The organism is Desulfobacterales bacterium (assembly GCA_029211065.1).
GTDB lineage: Bacteria > Desulfobacterota > Desulfobacteria > Desulfobacterales > JARGFK01 > JARGFK01.
In genome coordinates, this window is the sequence record JARGFK010000097.1 from 1 (window position 1) to 17,995 (window position 17,995).

Below are 17,995 nucleotides of genomic sequence, written 5' to 3' on the forward strand. Positions count from 1 at the left end.
TGATCTGATTCGCTGAGAGGGCGAATCAGATCAACCATCAGCCCTTTCGGGGTCATCTTTATGATGATAGCTGGATCCGTGTATGCAAAAATCTTAACTCTCTGTGTACTCAGCGATCTCTGTGAGAGACAGAAAATACAACATTGTGGACCCTTTTAGGGGTGGTTGTTAATTTTTCTTTTGATTATCTGTTTAAGCCATAATATAGTCAAATCATTCATATTTTATTTTGCACCAAAATTTATAATCTTAAATTTTATTGAAACGAATTTCTTTTGCTCTAAATCGAATTCGTTTAAGTGTTTTCTGTCTGAAACCGGTGTTTATCAAGATTGGGGGAGAAGATGAAAACAGATTCGAACAATGGCAGAAGAATCGTTCTGATCGACGGCTGCCGAATTCCTTTCCTGCGATCCGGAACCGGATATCATGATCTGACCTCGTATGACCTGGGCCGCCTGGCCCTGAAAGCGCTGCTCGACCGCACCCAGTTGCCTGCCGGAAAAATCGATCAGGTTATCATGGGAACCGTGATATCAAACATGGCCACCAGCAATGTGGCCCGGGAATCGGCCCTGGGGGCCGGGATCCCCCACGCGGTTCCCGCCAGTACGGTAACCCTTGCCTGCATTTCCGCCAACCTGGCCGTCACCACCGGGGTGAATCTGATCCGGACCGGGCAGGCCGACATCATTGTTGCCGGCGGAACGGAGAGCTGCTCCGATATACCCATCCGGTATCGCAAGCGCTTTCGCAACAAGCTGGTGGAGTCCCGGAAATACAGGCATTTTTATGATTACTGGAAGCTCTTTAAAGGCTTGCGTTTTTCGGATGTTTTGCCGGAAATCCCGTCGGTGACCGAGTTTTCAACCGGCCGGACCATGGGGCTGGATTGCGACCGCCTGGCTGCGCGTCTGGGGGTTACCCGCAAGGAGCAGGATGCCTTTGCGGTGAGGTCCCATTTGGCGGCGGCCCGGGCAACCCGTGAAGGCCTGCTGGCGGAAGAAATAGAACCGGTGCGGGTACCGCCGCATTTCAGCCCCATAGATCAGGACAACGGCATTCGGGGAGACACCTCTCTTGACAAGATGCAAACCCTGTCACCGGCATTTGTCAAACCCTTCGGCACAGTGACCGCCGGAAACGCTTCGTTTTTATCCGACGGCGCCGCCGCTGTTTTAATCATGGCCGAAGACGCTGCCGTTGCAATGGGATTCAAACCCAAGGCTTTTATTCACGCGTTTGCCTACAGCGCCCAGGACCCCGGCGAGGAGCTGCTGCTGGGGCCTGCCTATGCCATCCCCAAAGTGCTGGACCGGGCCGGGATGAAATTGACGGATATGGATGTGTTTGAATTTCACGAAGCCTTTGCCGGCCAGGTCCTGGCCAACCTGAAATGCCTGGATTCCAAACAATTTGCCCGGGAGAAGCTGGGGAAAGAGTCAAAGATCGGTGAGGTTCCAATGGAAAAGTTCAATACCCTGGGTGGCTCATTGTCCCTGGGGCATCCCTTTGGGGCTACCGGCGCCCGCCTGATCACCACGGCGGCCAACCGGCTCTTGCGAGAGGACGGACAGTTTGCGTTAATCGCGTCCTGCGCAGCCGGAGCCCACGGCAATGCGATGATATTGGAAAGATGTTGAGTTTTTATGTCAGGATAGAAAACCTGGTTCTCAGGGTCAGGATTTGAGTTTTTATAAATCCTTTTGGGGAGGAAATCATATCATGACAAGTATCCGGATCGAAAAACAAGACGGGATTGCGATCATATGGCTGGATCAGCCGGGTGAAAGGGTCAACAAGATATCCATTGAACTGCTGGATGAATTCAGTGCGGCAATGAAAACGCTCACGGAAGACCCCCAGGTAAAAGGGGCGGTCCTGATCAGCAAAAAATCGGATAACTTTATTGCGGGGGCGGATATCGACCGGTTTTTAACGATGCAATCACCGGGCGAAGCCGCGGCATTGAGTCGCAAAGGGCACGGTCTGTTGAACCAACTGGCTGGTTCAGCCAAACCGGTGGTGGCCGCGATTCACGGGGCCTGCCTGGGAGGCGGCCTGGAGGTGGCCCTGGCCTGCACCGCCCGGATTGCCAGCGATGATCCCTGCACGGTCCTGGGACAGCCGGAAGTCAAGCTGGGGCTTTTACCCGGCGGCGGGGGCACCCAGCGCCTGCCGCGCCTGGTGGGCCTGCAGCGGGGATTGGGCCTCATGTTGACGGGCAAAAATATTTATCCCAAACAGGCCAAAAGAATGGGGCTGGTGGATTATCTGGTCCATCCCTATGGGCTGTTAGAAGCGGCCAAAAAGATGGTCATGGATTTTTGTGAAAAACCCCTCAAACGCAAGCGCCGCCTTTCCCTGGTGGAAAAGATTCTTGAAGGAACCCCCCTGACGCGGAAAATCATTTACAAAAAAGCCAGGGAAATGGTGATGCGGCAAACCATGGGAAATTACCCGGCACCCCTTCGGATTATTGAATGTGTTGAAGCCGGTATGGAAAAAGGGCTTTCGGCCGGCATGGCGGCTGAAGAAGAAAAATTCGACAGCCTGGTGCTAAGCCCCCAAAGCCGGCAGTTGATTCATCTTTTTTTTAATATGAACAGCAAGAAAAAAAACCCGGCCAGGGAAAAGGTGCGACCTGTTCAGACTGTTGCTGTTCTGGGGGCCGGCTTCATGGGGGCAGGCATTGCCAGTGTCAGTGCCGCAGCGGGGATGAAGGTTCTGCTGAAGGATGTCAGCCATGAGGCTGTGGGAAAGGGCGAGAAAACCGTCTGGGATGAGTTTTCCGGCAAGGTTAAAAGGGGCGCCCTGTCCCCCTTCGTTCGGGATCAAATCTTCAGCCGCATCCACGGCAGAACCGATTACAAGGGGTTCGGGGCGGCGGAACTGGTGGTTGAAGCGGTGTTTGAAGACCTGAAATTAAAGCAGGAGATTTTGGCCCAAGTGGAGGCGGCAGTTTCTGAAAACTGTATATTTGCCAGCAACACCTCGTCCCTGCCCATAAAGGAAATCGCTAAGAATGCCCGGCGGCCGCAGCAGGTTGTGGGCATGCATTATTTTTCTCCGGTCCCGCGTATGCCCCTCCTGGAAATCATCGAGACCGCAGATACCGCCGACTGGGTAACGGCCACTGCGGTCGAGGTGGGCATCCGGCAAGGCAAGACCGTGATTGTGGTCAAAGACGGTCCCGGATTTTATACGACCCGCATTCTGGCGCCCCTGCTCCATGAAGCGCTTCTGATCCTGGAGGAAGGCGCCGAAATCCACCAGGTTGATCGCGACATGAAACGCTATGGCTTTCCGGTGGGACCGTTGACGCTATTGGACGAGGTGGGCATCGATGTGGGGGCGCATGTGTCCGGCGGCGTTCTGGGAGAGATGTTCCTGAGCCGGGGTATGTCCTACAGCGACACCATGATCCGGCTGAACGCGGCCGGATTTAAAGGCCGCAAAAACAAAACAGGATTCTACCGCTATGAGAAACCGGCCTTCAAATGGATCGGCCGGAAAAAGAAAAAACAGGTCAACCCGAAGATTTATGAGTTTTTCGGAGGGTCCTCCCGGAAAACAATTGTCCCGGCTGTGATTCAGGACCGCCTGGCCTTTGTCATGACCAATGAAGCTGCCCGCGCTCTGGAGGAAGGGATACTTGTATCCCCCCATGACGGAGACCTGGGCGCGGTGTTGGGCCTGGGGTTTCCGCCGTTTTTGGGTGGACCTTTTCGAAACATGGATACCATCGGGATCGGAAATGTGGTTGCCAAACTCAAAGGCCTGGAAGAAACGTATGGGCCCCGGTTTGCTCCGGCGCAGATGCTGGTGGACATGCAGAAACATAATCGGCGGTTTTACCCGGAATAAGGCGGGTTGTGCGTTGCTGTAAATGTGTTTATGAACATATTCCCGACCCTAGGGTAGGCCACCGTGCCGATCGGAAAGAAGGACGGCCGGCATATTACCCCAAACCGGCGGGCACGGCGGCCCGCCCTACAAATAATAATCTATAAATTAGACCGTAGGGTCGGCCACCGTGCCGACCGGAAAGAAGACGGTCGGCACATTACCCCAAACCGGCGGGCGCGGTGGCCCGCCCTACAATTAATAATCAAAAATTCGACCGTAGGGCCGGCACCGCGCCGACCGATAATAACGGAGATCGGCATGATTGAAAAAGAGGTTAACAACAAAGCCGGGGGACCGCTTCAGGGGATACGCGTGCTGGATTTTAGCCGTCTGTATCCCGGACCGCTGGGGACCATGCTGCTGGCCGACATGGGCGCCGAGGTGATTAAAATTGAAGACCCTGCCCAGCCGGATTATGTGCGCAATTTCCCGCCGTTTATCAAGACGGAATCCGCCGCCTATCTCGCGTTCAATCGCTCCAAAAAAAGCCTGGCATTGAGTTGTCGAGAAGAAGAAGGAAAAAAGATCTTTTATGACCTGGTCAAAACGGCCGATGTGGTTGTGGAACAGTTTCGACCCGGGGTGATGGCGGGCATGGGGCTGGGGTATGGGCAGGCCTGTAAAAAAAATCCGAAAATCATTTATGTTTCCCTGACCGGGTACGGCCAGCAGGGGCCATATGCCGATCATGCCGGGCACGATTTAAACTACATCGGGTATGCCGGTATTCTGGGGCTGACCCTGTCGGACGACTTAGAGCCGACCCTCCCCGGACCGCAAATGGCCGATGTGGCCGGGGGCGCCTACATGCTGGTGATTGCCTGTCTGTCAGCCTTGTTTGCCCGGGGGCGCTCCGGAAAAGGACAGCAGGTCGATCTTTCCATGCTGGACGGCGTCTTGCCGCTGATGACGCTGCAGATGGCGCAATATTGGGCGGCGCCGGAAGCACTAAAGGATGAGCGTCTGCCGCTGTCGGGGGGCCTGGCCTCTTATGGCACCTATCGCTGCAGCGATGGAAAATTTGTGGCCCTGGCCGCACTGGAGCCCAAGTTCTGGGAGAAGTTTTGCGACTGGGTGGAAAAGCCCCTTTGGAAAGATAAAATTTACGCCATGGGCGCAGAATGCCGTCAATTAAAAAAGGACGTTGGGAGTCTGTTTCAAACCCGGCCAAGGGACGAGTGGGTTCAGGAATCGGCCCGGCGGGATATCTGTCTGACGCCGGTGTTGGGTCTTGATGAAATTGAAAAAGACCCCCATCTGCAGCAGCGGGAAATGTTCATCACCCAGCCGCATCCTTGCTGCGGAAATATAAAGGGCATCGGTGTGCCCATCAAATTTAAGGGGACGCCGGCCGTTGTCCAAAGCCCGCCGCCGATTTTGGGGCAGGATACCGCTGCTGTCCTGGAGGATCTGGGATATTCGCCGGATAGAATAGAAAGACTGCATTTTGATAAAGTCATTTTTGACGACTCTTGTGGAAATAGAAATTCTGAAAAGAATACGATTTAGATTTTCCTTTAAAATACGTATGTTATTTCTCAGAGTGGTTGATTTTGTGGAAATTCCAAATAACAAATAAATTTCAATGACCAAAATCCAAAATCCCAAAAAGTTTATTCCTTTAATGAGCCTGTCCGATAACTCCCTCTCCCATCTTGGGAGAGGGTCGGGGTGAGGGTGTAAATAACAGAATTTATTCCACCTCCTCACCTAACCTCTCCCCACAAGGGGGAGAGGAATTAAAGGTTGTAGGACAGCCTATTGTGTGGGGTTTTAACTTGACACTTATCCGTAGGTTACTTATAAACCACGATATTTACCCTGCAGTTGCAGCAACAGGGTTTAACATCTGAATCATGTAAAAAACGTAAAGGAGACCGAAGGTGTCGGATAAAATAAAGAAAGTGGTACTGGCCTATTCCGGCGGGCTGGATACGTCGGTCATTCTAAAATGGCTGATTGAGACCTATCAGTGCGAGGTGATTGCCTTTTCGGCGGATCTGGGGCAGGAAGAGGAGCTGGACAGCATCAAACCCAAGGCCGTCAAGACCGGGGCGTCAAAGGTCTATATTGACGATTTAAAAGAGACCTTTGTGAAAGATTATGTGTTTCCGGCTTTCCGGGCCAATGCCATCTATGAAGGCCAATATCTTCTGGGAACCTCTCTGGCCCGTCCGTTGATCGCCAAACGTCAGATGGAAATCGCAAAAATTGAAGCGGCCGATGCCGTCAGCCACGGCGCCACCGGCAAGGGGAATGATCAGGTCCGGTTCGAACTCAGCTATCTCTCTTTGGATCCCCAGATAAAGATTATCGCGCCCTGGCGGGAATGGGATCTCACCTCCCGGACCGCGTTGATGGCGTTTGCAGAAAAGCACGGGATTGATGTGCCCACCACACCGGCAAAGCCCTACAGCAGCGACCGCAACCTGCTCCACATCAGTTTCGAAGGAGGCATCCTGGAAGATCCGTGGGCGGCGCCGCCCGAAGACATGTTCCTCCTGACGGTATCGCCCCAGAGGGCGCCGGACACGCCGGAGATCATCGAAATTGAATTCAAACAGGGCGATCCCATCGCCGTCAACGGCGAGAACTTGTCGCCGGCAAACCTCCTTAAGACGCTGAACCGGCTGGGCGGACGCCACGGCATCGGAAGGGCCGACATTGTCGAAAACCGCTTTGTGGGGATGAAATCCCGGGGGGTTTACGAAACGCCGGGAGGGACCATTTTACGGGCCGCGCACATGGCCGTCGAATCCATTACCCTGGATCGCGAAGTTGCGCATCTGCGGGATTCGCTGATACCCAAATACGCGGAGCTGGTCTATTACGGGTTCTGGTTTTCGCCTGAGATGAGGCTCCTCCAGGGCATGATCGATGAAACCCAGCAGAATGTCAGCGGCGTGGCGCGGCTGGAACTTTACAAGGGAAACTGCCGGGTTCTGGGGCGAAAATCGGACCGGTCCCTGTACAGCGAGGCCTATGCCACCTTTGAAGGCGACCAGGTCTACAGCCAGAAGGATGCCACCGGCTTTATCCGGCTTAACGCGTTGAGGCTGCGCATACAGAACCTGTTGAACACCAAGTGATCGCAAACAGGGGCCATTGTTTTAAATTGCGAATCATTTCCATTTTAGTTGATGCTCCGGAAAGGGTTTGTCGGAGTTAGATGTACTTCCTCTAAGGAAATCCCCCCGTTCCCCTCTTTGAAAAGGGGGGAGGAGGGTTAGGACGCATATAGTCTGTTTTTTGGAGGGGGGATTTTAATAAAAAAGTGAATTCATCTTAAATGGCGTAAGGAGTCAAGCATGTCTCAAAAGCCTTGGGACGGGAGGTTTTCAGAAAAGACGGACAGGGTCGTTGAGGCCTTTACCTCTTCAATCGATGTCGACAAACGGCTTTATGCCTATGATGTGGAAGGGAGCATCGCCCACTGCAAGATGCTCGCCAAGGCAGCCATCATTACCGAAGCGGAATCAGCAGAATTGGTGGAAGGGCTGCGTGAGGTTCTGAAAGAGATCGAGCGGGGCGTTTTTCATTTTGACGACAGCCTTGAAGATATCCACATGCATATCGAGGCGCGACTGGCACAAAACATTGGGCGGGTGGCCCAGAAGCTTCATACCGCCAGAAGCCGCAATGATCAGGTGGCTCTGGATGTGCGGATGTACCTGCGGGATGAAACCACCGCCGTCATCAAGCTTCTGTTTCAATTGAGCAAGGAAATTGTGTCCCTGGCAAAGTCTCACCTGGAGATGGTAATGCCGGGATACACGCATCTGCAGCGGGCCCAGCCGGTCTTGTTGTCGCATCATCTCATGGCTTACCATGAAATGTTTTCCCGGGATGTGGAAAGATTTCAGGACTGCTACAAACGGATCAATGTCATGCCCCTGGGAAGCGCGGCCCTGGCCGGCACCACCTACCCCATTGACAGGGAATACACCGCCAAGCTTCTGGATTTTCCGGCTGTGTCGGCTAACAGCATGGATACCGTGTCAGACCGGGATTTTATTTTAGAGTTTCTTTCCTGCGCCAGCATCTGTATGGTTCATTTCAGCCGCATTTCGGAAGAACTGGTTTTGTGGTCTTCTTCCGAGTTTGGCTTTGTGGAAATTCCGGACGCTTTTGCCACCGGCAGCAGCATCATGCCCCAGAAGAAAAACCCGGATGTACCGGAACTGGTCAGGGGAAAAGCCGGCCGGATTTTTGGCGATCTGATGGCCATGCTTACGGTCATGAAGGGGCTCCCGCTGGCTTATAATCGTGACATGCAGGAGGATAAAGCGTCCCTCTTTGATGCGCTGGACACCCTCAAAGCCTGTATCCAGGTTTATATCAGGATGCTGCCGCGGCTCCGATTTAAAAAGGAGACCATGCTCCGGGCGACTCGCACCGGCTATTTGAATGCAACGGATCTGGCCGATTATCTGGTGGGGCAGGGGATGTCTTTCCGGCAGGCGCACGACACGGTCGGCAAAGCCGTGGCTTATGCGCTCTCAACGGGCAAGGAACTGCATGATTTATCCCTGGAGGAACTCAAGAAATTCTCGTCGCTGATTAAGAAAGATATTTATCAGGTTCTGGCCACGGAACGGATGATTGACCGACGCACATCTGCGGGCGGGACCGCCACTGCAGCCGTCAAAAAAGCCATTTCCAAGGCAGAAAAGCACCTGAACAGGATGAAAGACGCCATCTGATGTTTCAAAAAACAGAGAGAAAAATCCTGCCGTATATTCTGATCCTGCTGGCGGTCGGTTTTGTGTGGGTCGGTTGCGGGAAAAAAGCCCCGCCGCGACCGCCGGGCCCGGAAGAGGCGCCGGCTACGGTGGGCCGGTTAAGCAAAACCATCAGCGTCGACACACTCAGCCTGACCTGGGACCCTGTGACAAAGAAGGCTGCAGAACCGGCCGGGTTTTATGTCTTTCGGTCAAAAGTACGGCTGACGGATTCGGCCTGCCCTACCTGTCCGGTGTTTTTTGAACGGGTGGCGGCAATCCCCTATCGGGAAAAGGGTTCAGGTGATGCAGCCCCTCATCCATTTGAATATCGGGAAACCCTGGCGCGTGGTTTTCGCTACATCTATAAAGTGGCGGCATATTCTAATAGCGGGGCAATCGGCAAAGATTCCAACACGGTTGAGTTTACCCATTGATATGGGTCGGCGCGGTGGCCGACCCTACGGTCTTGTAGAGGCGTATTATGCCGAAAATTCCTTTTTTTAAAATGAGCGGCAGCGGAAACGATTTTATCATCATTGACAATCGGGAAGGGGTAGTCGCTGCCGAAAATATCGCAACATTTGTCCGGAACGTGTGCTGCCGCAGGATGTCGGCGGGCGGGGACGGTTTGATACTGGTGGAAAAATCGGACGCTGCCGACTTCAAATGGCAGTTTTTTAATTCAGACGGCAGCCTGGCCGAGATGTGCGGCAACGGCGCCAGGTGCGTGGCCCGATTTGCCTACGTCAATGGCATCACCGGTTCGGACATGTCCTTTGAAACCGATGCGGGGATTGTATCGGCGACGGTTTCAGACCGGCGGGTAAAGATCAGCATGCCCGATCCGGACAATTTAACACTGAGCGACGGGGTTGAACTGGCAAGCGGTCCCTTGGCATTTTCCAGCGTGAATACCGGCGTGCCGCACGTGGTGATACCGGTGGGGGATATTGATTCAGCCCAGGTGGTGGAGATCGGCCGGGAGATTCGTTATCATCAGAAATTCAAGCCGGCCGGGACCAATGTCAATTTTATCAGCCTGCGGCCGGACGGCGTCGCTGCCGTGCGGACCTATGAACGCGGCGTTGAAGATGAAACCCTGGCATGCGGAACCGGCGCCATTGCCTGCGCCGTCGTGCTTGCCGCCCAGTTTAAAAAGCCGTCCCCCATCGACGTTGAAACCAAAAGCGGGGGAACGCTTCGCATCTATTTTAAAGAAAACAACGGCCATTTTTTTGATATTTTTCTTGAAGGCGATGCCCGAATCATCTACAAAGGAAAACTTTGGGAGGATGCGTGGAATTATGGTCGGCATCCTTTCGACGGGCCCAAACGGATTGTAACGCCATGAACCTATAATATATTTAGAGAGGGACATTAGACTTATGCTGACAATCGAAAAATCCGACCGACTCAAAAGCCTGCCGCCCTACCTGTTTAAAGAAATTGACAGACAAAAGGACGAAGTCAGAAAAAAAGGCGTTGACATCATCGACGTGGGGGTCGGCGATCCGGACATGCCGACGCCGCCGCATATCATTGCAGCGTTGAATAAAGCCGCAGCCGATCCGGCCAACCATCGCTATCCTTCCTATAGCGGAATGGGGGATTTCAATGCGGCCGTTGCCCGCTGGTATCAAAAACGGTTTAACGTGGCACTGGATCATGAAAAAGAAGTTGTTACCCTGATCGGCTCCAAGGAGGGGATCGCACATATTCCCCTGGCGTTTATCAATCCGGGGGACACGGCCCTTGCGAGCAGCCCGGGATATCCGGTCTATCATATCGGTGTACAGTTTGCCGGGGGCAAGACCTACTTCATGGATTTGTTAAAACAAAATGATTTTCTGCCGGATCTGTCCGCAATTCCCCAGGAAGTCGCCCGCAACGCCAAGATAATGTTCATCAACTATCCGAACAACCCCACGGCAGCGGTGGCAACGGCTGAATTTTTCAAAGAGGTGGTCGCATATGCCGAAAAACACAAGATTATCGTGTGTCATGACGCTGCGTATACTGAAATGGCGTTTGACGGATTCCGGCCCATCAGTTTTCTGGAAACGGACGGCGCCAGGGAAGTCGGAATCGAATTTCATTCCCTTTCCAAAACTTACAACATGACCGGATGGCGGGTGGGTTTTGCCGTCGGCCGCAGCGAAGTCATACAAGCCCTGGGGCAGGTCAAAAGCAATATCGATTCCGGCGCTTTTCAGGCGGTTCAGATTGCCGGCATCGCCGCTCTGGAAGGAGATCAGGGCTGTGTGGCGGAAATGAATAAGGAGTATACCGCCCGTCGGGATATCCTGGTGAAAGGCCTGATCGACCTTGGCCTGTCGGTGGAAATGCCCAAGGCCACATTTTATGTCTGGATCGGGGTTCCCAAGGGGTATACCTCGTCGGAATTTACCAGCCATCTTCTCTTGAAAGCGGGCGTCGTGTGCACACCGGGCAATGGCTTTGGCGCTGCCGGGGAAGGGTACGTGCGCATGGCCCTGACGGTGGGACAGAAAAGAATGAAAGAAGCGATTGAACGGATACGCTCCATCGGATTTTAACCCTGCATGCCGCACCATGTCGCATTTATATCGGTCGGGTCGAATATCGGAGATAAACTCCGGAATTGCCGAAAGGGAATTGCCGCGCTGACTGCAGGGGGACGGTCGATTTTAAAGGGCCAATCCCATTTTTACCGGACCGAACCGGTGGACTACAGCGATCAAGACTGGTTTGTCAACGCGGTTGTTAAAATCGAAACCCGAAGCGAACCGGCGGTTCTTTTCAGGGAACTAAAGTCCATCGAAAAAGATGTCGGACGAAAAGAGGAAGCGATCCGTTTCGGCCCCCGCATTCTCGACCTGGATATCCTGCTGTATGACCGGTTGATAATGGAGTCCGTCGAATTGACGATACCGCATCCGCGGATGCACCAAAGGCGCTTTGTCTTGCAGCCGATGTGTGATATAGATCCCCTCATGCTGCATCCGGTTTTGAAAAAAGACATGCGGTCATTGCAGGATGCATTAGGGGAAAACGAACAAAGGATCATTCAAATAAAATGAGATTATTAATATTTCTGGGACTTTTGTATCTGCTGTATCGCGTGGTGAAGTCATGGATGGGATCCCTGAACACGTCAAAAACCGCGACAACATATGATCAGACGACTCCTGAAATAGACGATGTCATGGTCAAGGATCCCTTTTGCGAGGTTTACTTTCCGAAAAGAAACGGCATCCGGATTACAAATGAGGGACAGGAGCTGTTTTTTTGCAGCACCCGGTGCCGGGACAAATTCATAGAAGCACATTCAGAGAAACGGAAATAATGTCCCCTGAAAACCTGAAAAAAATACTGAGTCATCCCAACACGCTGATAATATATCGAATATCCGTAATTCCGGCCATCGTAATGCTGCTGCTGTTTCCGAACCGGATTTGCACGTTTATTGCGGCCATTTTATTCAGTGCGGCCGCCATCACCGATTACCTGGACGGTTATCTGGCCAGAAAAAGGGGGCTTGTCACCACCTTCGGCCGGGTGATGGATCCTGTGGCGGACAAACTGCTGGTTTCCACGACCTTTATCATGCTGACCGCCCTGGGGTGGGTTCCGGCTTGGGTGGTCTGTGTGATTATCGGTCGCGAGATTGCCGTAACCGGACTGCGCAATATCATAGCTGAAAATCAGGAGGATGTTTCCGCCTCCTGGCTGGGAAAATATAAAACCGGATTTCAGATTGCCGCCATTATTCCCCTTGTCTTCCATTATCCCTATTTCGGCGTGGACCTGAATGCCGTCGGACTTTTTTTTCTATGGGGCGCGCTCTTATTTACGGTATGGTCCGGTGCGGATTATTTTATCCGGTTTAGAAAACTTTTACGAATGAATGGATAACCCGCATTTTTTTATTGACAAAAACCGAATGAGTAATTAAAAGTTACCTCTTTAGAGCGGGAATAACTCAGTGGTAGAGTGCGACCTTGCCAAGGTCGAAGTCGCGGGTTCAAATCCCGTTTCCCGCTCCATTTTTTTTGGCGGCATAGCCAAGTGGTAAGGCAGCGGTCTGCAAAACCGTTATACTCCGGTTCAAATCCGGATGCCGCCTCCAGCATAATCTTAAGGGTTTGCAAGGTTAACACAAACTTGTAAGCCCTTTTTTTCTGGTAACACCCACTAACAAACAGTTTCAACTAGAATATTTTTGTGTTATTTCCTCAAAAATGAAATGCTGCTCAAAGCCAAAGAGCGTTTTTTTAAAAATAAAGAAAGGAAACATTTGATCAAAAATCCCATCTAAGGAGGTTTCATGTCTTTTAAGCTTGTATCAACGTCGCCCACATTCGGGTATTATGCCATGGAACCGGTGGAATACCTGCAACAGCACGGCTGCGAAGTAGAGTTGGTTCCCCAGGGGAAAAAACTAAGCGAAGATGACTTGGCGGCATATGCTGCCGAAGCGGATGCGATGGTGGTGGGGGTTGAAAAAATTACCGGCCGCGTCATCCAGGCCGGGAAAAAGCTGAAAGTGATCGCCAAGCACGGCGCCGGCGTCGACAACATCGATATGGGCACAGCCACTAAGAATGGAATCGTGGTTACCAGCGCCCCCGGCGCAAACAGCGATGCCGTGGCGGATATGACCATGGGGCTGTTTCTGGCGCTGGCCAGAAAAATACCCTATGCCGACCGGTCGGTGAAGGGGGGGGAATGGCCCCGGATCGTCGGTACCGGGGTCAACCAAAAGACCTTGGGGATTATCGGCGTGGGACAGATTGGAAAGAAGGTGGCCAAACGGGCCCAGGGGTTTGACATGAAGGTGCTGGTGTACGATGTGGTCAAGGATGACGCGTTCGCCCGGACGGTTGGCGCCACTTATGTCTCCCTTGACGAAATATTCACCAAAGCGGATTTTATTTCAATTCACGTTCCCTTGATCGAAGCCACCCGGAACATGGTCGGCGCCCGGGAATTCGGCATGATGAAAAAAGGCACTTTTCTGGTGAATGTGGCCCGGGGCGGAGTGGTTGACGAAAAGGCCCTTTTTGATGCGTTAAAGGAAAATAAGATTGCCGGGGCGGCTTGTGATGTGTTTACACAGGAACCCGCCAAGGGCAATCCGCTGCTGACGCTGGAAAATGTGATCGCGACGCCGCATATGGGAATGTATACCCGTGAAGCGCTGGTCGACACCGGCATGATATGCGTACGCAATATCAGGGATGTGCTTGAGGGTCGTAAACCGAATTTTCTAAATAATCCGGAAATTTTTAAATAATAGGAGCGTTTCAATGAAGGCTGCACGGGTCTATGAACCTGGTAAGATTGTGATCGAAGATGTCCCGGTTCCCGAACCGAATGAAAACGATGTCTTAATCAAGGTGCATCGGGCCGGTATCTGCGGAACGGATGTCAGCGTGGTTCATGGCTATGCCAAGGCCGAGCTGCCGGTAACCTTGGGGCATGAATTCTCAGGGACGGTTGCAAAAGTGAGAAGTTCTTCACTCACAGATTTTAAGGAAGGGGAGCCGGTTATTTGCGGCGGCGGATGGGGCTGCGGGGATTGTGATTTTTGCCGCAAAGGGATGGGCTTATATTGCAAAAAAAGAGTTTCGCTGGGCCGCAATACCGACGGCTGCATGGCGGAATTTATCAAAGTTGATTATCGGGCCGTTCGACGCATACCCGCAAACGTCACGTTTGATGAAGCCCAGAATACCGTCAACATTGCCTGCGCGGTTAGGGCATTTAAAAAAGTACCCCTGCAACTGGGCAAGACGGTTGCGGTTTTCGGACCGGGCAATGCCGGACTGATCATGCTGCAACTCCTGAAAATGGCCGGGGCCTATCAGGCGGTGATGGTGGGAACCCGTGATTTCCGGCTCCAGGCTGCGATAAACTTCGGCGCCAGCCATGTGGTCAATGTGAAAAAACAAGATCCCGTTGAGGCGATCTTAAAGTGGTTTCCGGACGGCGTCGACGTGGTAATTGAGGCGTCCGGCAATGCCGGCGCCCTCCAAAGCTGTTTTAGTGTGGTCAAGCCAAGCGGCGCGGTGGTGGTGTTTGGGATTTTTTCCGACAGGATCAAGAATTTTGACCCCTCTTTTCTCTATTATAAAGAGCCGGTGATTTACGGTTCCAAAGGGGCAGCCGGCGCTTTTGAGGAGGCCTTGAAACTGCTGGCGGAAAAGCGGTTGGAAATCCTGCCGATGATAACCCATCGCTTTCCCCTTGCTGAAACCGCAGCGGCCTTTAAGGTTTTTGAAGACAAGGTGCCGGAGGCCCTGCGCATTGTCATCGAGGTTGCTCCCTGAGCAGCGGCGGATTTCAAAACGGCTGCGTGAATAATCGAGTTCTGAGCTAATAATTTAAGGAGGTCAAAAATGATCAAAGGAAATATCATCGATCTTTCCCAGGAAATTTATACCGGGATGCCGGTCTATCCCGGCCACATGAAAACCGTGGTCTGGACCCACCTTTCCCATGAGGAGTGTCGCCGGCAGCTGGGGACTGATTTCTCATATGAAACCCGGGGGCTGCTGCTCTGCGACCACGGCCCCACCCATATCGATTCCGTCAGCCACCTGTCCAGGGACCCCGAGGCAGAGTCCATCGACCGGCTGGCGCTGGAAAAATGCATCACCTCGGCGATCTGCATCGACGTCAGCGACGTACCCTTAAAGACGCAGTTCGGCCGGAAAAAAATCGAGGCCCAGCTTAAAAAATGGGACCTGAAAATTCTCCCTGGGGACACCGTTTTGTTCTACACGGCGCACTACGACCGCTATTACGGCAAACCGGAATACATGACCGAGTACCCGGGCCTTGACCGGGAAGGGACCGAATTCATCATCGATGCGGGGTGCGTCAATTTCGGTGTGGATTCTCCCAGTCCGGACATGTGGTACGACAAGACCTATCCCTGTCACAGCACCTGCGCGAAGCGCAAAGTGACCCATGTGGAAAACCTCTGCAATCTCGACAAGCTGATCGGCAAGCGCTTTACCTTTATTGCCCTGCCGCTCAAAATCCGGAACGGAACCGGCTCGCCCCTGCGCGCCGTGGCGATACTGGACAAATAGAATCCCGTTAGTAAATATACACAGGAGTTAATATTCAAATGGCGACATATCTTAAAAAGGCAAAGAAACGGCCGGCGGAGGACCTGTCCGATGTCAGTCGGACTGTCCGGGAGATTATCAACAGGGTCAAAGGGGAGGGAGAAGCGGCGGTCCGCTATTACTCTAAAAAGTTCGATAACTGGGCGCCTAAAAGTTTTAAGATTTCACCTGAAGAAATCGAAACCGCCCGCAAGAAACTCTCCCCCGGTGAGAAGGAGGACATCGATTTCTGCCAGGCTCAGATCCGTAATTTTGCCCGGGAACAGATGAAAACGATTCGTAACATGGAAGTTGAAATGCTCCCCGGCGTGTTCCTGGGTCAGAAAATCATACCGGTTGCTTCAAGCGGATCTTATGTCCCCGGCGGCCGCTACCCGATGCTGGCATCGGCGCATATGACCGTGATTACACCGAAGGTCGCCGGTGTTGACCGTGTGGTTGCCTGTACGCCGCCTGTTAAAGGGGAGGGAATTTATCCGGCTACGCTCTATTCCATGGCGGCTGCGGGCGCTGATGAAATATACTGCATGGGCGGCGTCCATGCTTTGGCGGCCATGGCCTACGGCATGGAAGACCTTAAACCGGTGGACATGGTGGTGGGCGCCGGTAATAAGTACGTTGCCGAGGCCAAGCGGCAACTCTTCGGCGACGTCGGCATCGACCTGCTGGCCGGACCCACCGAGATTCTGATTATTGCCGATGACACCGCCGATCCGGTTATTCTGGCGGCGGACATCCTCGGGCAGGCCGAGCACGATCCCAATTCCCGGCAGTGCCTGATTTCACTTTCCAAAGAGACGGCTGAACGGACCCTGATTGAACTGGAACGCCAGCTGGCGGTGCTGCCGACCCGCGAAGTCGCCGGGGTTTCATGGCAGGACAATGGAGAGGTGATCGTGGTTGAATCCCGCGAAGAAGCGGTCGAACTCAGCGATGAGTGGGCGCCGGAGCATTTGGAAGTCCAGACCGATGACTGGCGCTACTTTCTGGACAACTGCACGAATTACGGCTCCATGTTCTGCGGGGAGGAAACAACGGTTGCCTATGGGGACAAGACCATCGGCACCAATCATGTCCTGCCCACCATGCGGGCGGCCCGCTACACCGGCGGCCTGTCCGTGGGAAAGTTCGTCAAGACCGTTACCTACCAGTATGCCACCCGCAAGGCTTCGCTGGATATCGCCCGGGTTTGCGAGCGGGCATGCAATTATGAAAATATGCTGGCGCACGGGCTCAGCTGCCGGGTAAGGATTGACAAGTATGAAAAAGAATAAGCCGCAATTTTCCCTTGAGGGCAAGTCGGCGCTGATCACCGGAGCGTCCGGGGGGATCGGAACGGCCGTCTGTGAACTGATGGGTGCGGCCGGCGCCCGGCTGTTCCTGAACGGCACCAACGGGGAGAAGCTCAAGGCCCTGGCGGACCGGCTGAACGCCGACGGGATCCAGACGGGCTATAAGGCCCTTGACCTGAACGAATCCGGTGCGCCGGTGGAACTCGTGGAATCCATGATTGCGGAAACCGGGGCGATAGACATCCTGGTGAATTCAGCCGGAATCAACCGGCCCCAGAAATCCGAAGAGGTCACGGAAGAAAATTGGGACGCGGTAATGGATATAAATCTTAAAACGCTGTTCTTTGTCTGTCAGGCTGCCGGCCGCAAAATGATTCAGCAGCGCAGCGGTTCGATTATCAATATATCTTCGCAAACCGGCACGGTGGCCCTTCCCCTGCGGGCAGCCTACTGCTCCAGCAAGGGCGGGGTCAATCAGCTGACCAAAGTCCTGGCCCTGGAATGGGCACCGTATGGGGTGACGGTCAATGCGGTGTCGCCCACATTCGTTAAAACCGGATTTACCGAAACGATGTTCAAGGATCAAACCTTTAAACAGTACGTGCTGGACAGCATTCCCCTGGGGCGCATGGCCGAGCCAAACGAAGTCGCCTACGCGGTGTTGTATCTGGCCTGCGATTTTGCAAAGATCATTACCGGTTCAATTTTGGCCGTAGACGGCGGCTGGACCATAAAATGATCTCTCTTCAATAATGGTCAAATAAAATGAATGCGCCGGCGCCAGACGGCGGCTTGTCCCCGAAAAGGTCATGAAAACTCGGGACAAAGTGACCATAAGGCCGAATCCCGCTGTAGCGGGACTCTCTAAGTACTGTACTTTGTAAGTAAGCTGACGTTTTAAAATCCCTCCCAAGAGCCTGTCTGATAACTCCCTCTCCCATCTTGGGAGAGG

16 protein-coding genes and 2 tRNA genes are annotated in these 17,995 nt (G+C 53.2%); all 18 read left to right on the plus strand.

All coding sequences use genetic code 11. The features are described 5' to 3' along the window. Positions 1 to 344 precede the first annotated feature (344 nt). The 18 genes from P1P89_17650 to P1P89_17735 all read left to right on the plus strand — a co-directional run bounded on the left by P1P89_17650 (position 345) and on the right by P1P89_17735 (position 17,782). Positions 345 to 1,643, plus strand: coding sequence for an acetyl-CoA C-acyltransferase (locus P1P89_17650; protein MDF1593342.1), 1,299 nt, complete (start codon positions 345 to 347; stop codon positions 1,641 to 1,643). 82 nt (positions 1,644 to 1,725) lie between these two features. Next, a complete protein-coding gene (locus P1P89_17655) occupies positions 1,726 to 3,867 on the plus strand; it encodes a 3-hydroxyacyl-CoA dehydrogenase NAD-binding domain-containing protein (GenBank protein MDF1593343.1) in 2,142 nt (713 codons plus the stop codon). A gap of 300 nt (positions 3,868 to 4,167) precedes the next feature. After that, on the plus strand, positions 4,168 to 5,418 hold the full coding sequence (locus P1P89_17660; protein MDF1593344.1) for a CaiB/BaiF CoA-transferase family protein: 1,251 nt from the start codon (positions 4,168 to 4,170) through the stop codon (positions 5,416 to 5,418). A gap of 374 nt (positions 5,419 to 5,792) precedes the next feature. Beyond that, positions 5,793 to 6,998, plus strand: coding sequence for an argininosuccinate synthase (locus P1P89_17665; GenBank protein ID MDF1593345.1), 1,206 nt, complete (start codon positions 5,793 to 5,795; stop codon positions 6,996 to 6,998). A gap of 219 nt (positions 6,999 to 7,217) precedes the next feature. Beyond that, a complete protein-coding gene (argH, locus tag P1P89_17670; GenBank protein MDF1593346.1) occupies positions 7,218 to 8,612 on the plus strand; it encodes an argininosuccinate lyase in 1,395 nt (464 codons plus the stop codon). Then, positions 8,612 to 9,067, plus strand: coding sequence for a hypothetical protein (locus P1P89_17675; GenBank protein ID MDF1593347.1), 456 nt, complete (start codon positions 8,612 to 8,614; stop codon positions 9,065 to 9,067). The genes argH and P1P89_17675 overlap by 1 nt, the downstream gene beginning before the upstream one ends. Positions 9,068 to 9,114: 47 nt before the next feature. Further along, entirely contained in the window at positions 9,115 to 9,984 is an 870-nt protein-coding gene (gene dapF, locus P1P89_17680) for a diaminopimelate epimerase (protein MDF1593348.1), read from the plus strand. 34 nt (positions 9,985 to 10,018) lie between these two features. Beyond that, positions 10,019 to 11,188 (plus strand): LL-diaminopimelate aminotransferase, encoded by a 1,170-nt coding sequence (locus P1P89_17685; protein ID MDF1593349.1) that lies wholly within the window; start codon positions 10,019 to 10,021, stop codon positions 11,186 to 11,188. Positions 11,189 to 11,194: 6 nt separating this feature from the next. After that, positions 11,195 to 11,692, plus strand: a complete 498-nt coding sequence (folK, locus tag P1P89_17690) for a 2-amino-4-hydroxy-6-hydroxymethyldihydropteridine diphosphokinase (GenBank protein MDF1593350.1) — start codon at positions 11,195 to 11,197, stop codon at positions 11,690 to 11,692. Further along, entirely contained in the window at positions 11,689 to 11,958 is a 270-nt protein-coding gene (locus P1P89_17695; protein MDF1593351.1) for a hypothetical protein, read from the plus strand. Before folK ends, P1P89_17695 begins: the two co-directional genes overlap by 4 nt. Further along, positions 11,958 to 12,527 (plus strand): CDP-diacylglycerol--glycerol-3-phosphate 3-phosphatidyltransferase, encoded by a 570-nt coding sequence (gene pgsA / locus P1P89_17700; GenBank protein ID MDF1593352.1) that lies wholly within the window; start codon positions 11,958 to 11,960, stop codon positions 12,525 to 12,527. The genes P1P89_17695 and pgsA overlap by 1 nt, the downstream gene beginning before the upstream one ends. A gap of 56 nt (positions 12,528 to 12,583) precedes the next feature. Next, a tRNA-Gly gene (locus tag P1P89_17705) sits at positions 12,584 to 12,658 on the plus strand. Between the two features lie 8 nt (positions 12,659 to 12,666). Further along, positions 12,667 to 12,741: transfer RNA gene (locus P1P89_17710), tRNA-Cys, on the plus strand. Positions 12,742 to 12,939: 198 nt separating this feature from the next. Beyond that, the gene (locus P1P89_17715; protein MDF1593353.1) at positions 12,940 to 13,908 is read left to right on the plus strand and encodes a phosphoglycerate dehydrogenase; all 969 of its coding nucleotides are present in this window, start codon (positions 12,940 to 12,942) and stop codon (positions 13,906 to 13,908) included. Positions 13,909 to 13,921: 13 nt separating this feature from the next. Next, a complete protein-coding gene (locus tag P1P89_17720; GenBank protein MDF1593354.1) occupies positions 13,922 to 14,944 on the plus strand; it encodes an alcohol dehydrogenase catalytic domain-containing protein in 1,023 nt (340 codons plus the stop codon). A gap of 69 nt (positions 14,945 to 15,013) precedes the next feature. Beyond that, positions 15,014 to 15,712, plus strand: coding sequence for a cyclase family protein (locus P1P89_17725; GenBank protein ID MDF1593355.1), 699 nt, complete (start codon positions 15,014 to 15,016; stop codon positions 15,710 to 15,712). Positions 15,713 to 15,750: 38 nt separating this feature from the next. Continuing rightward, positions 15,751 to 17,025, plus strand: a complete 1,275-nt coding sequence (gene hisD, locus P1P89_17730; GenBank protein ID MDF1593356.1) for a histidinol dehydrogenase — start codon at positions 15,751 to 15,753, stop codon at positions 17,023 to 17,025. Then, positions 17,012 to 17,782 (plus strand): SDR family NAD(P)-dependent oxidoreductase, encoded by a 771-nt coding sequence (locus P1P89_17735; GenBank protein ID MDF1593357.1) that lies wholly within the window; start codon positions 17,012 to 17,014, stop codon positions 17,780 to 17,782. The genes hisD and P1P89_17735 overlap by 14 nt, the downstream gene beginning before the upstream one ends. Positions 17,783 to 17,995 lie beyond the last annotated feature (213 nt).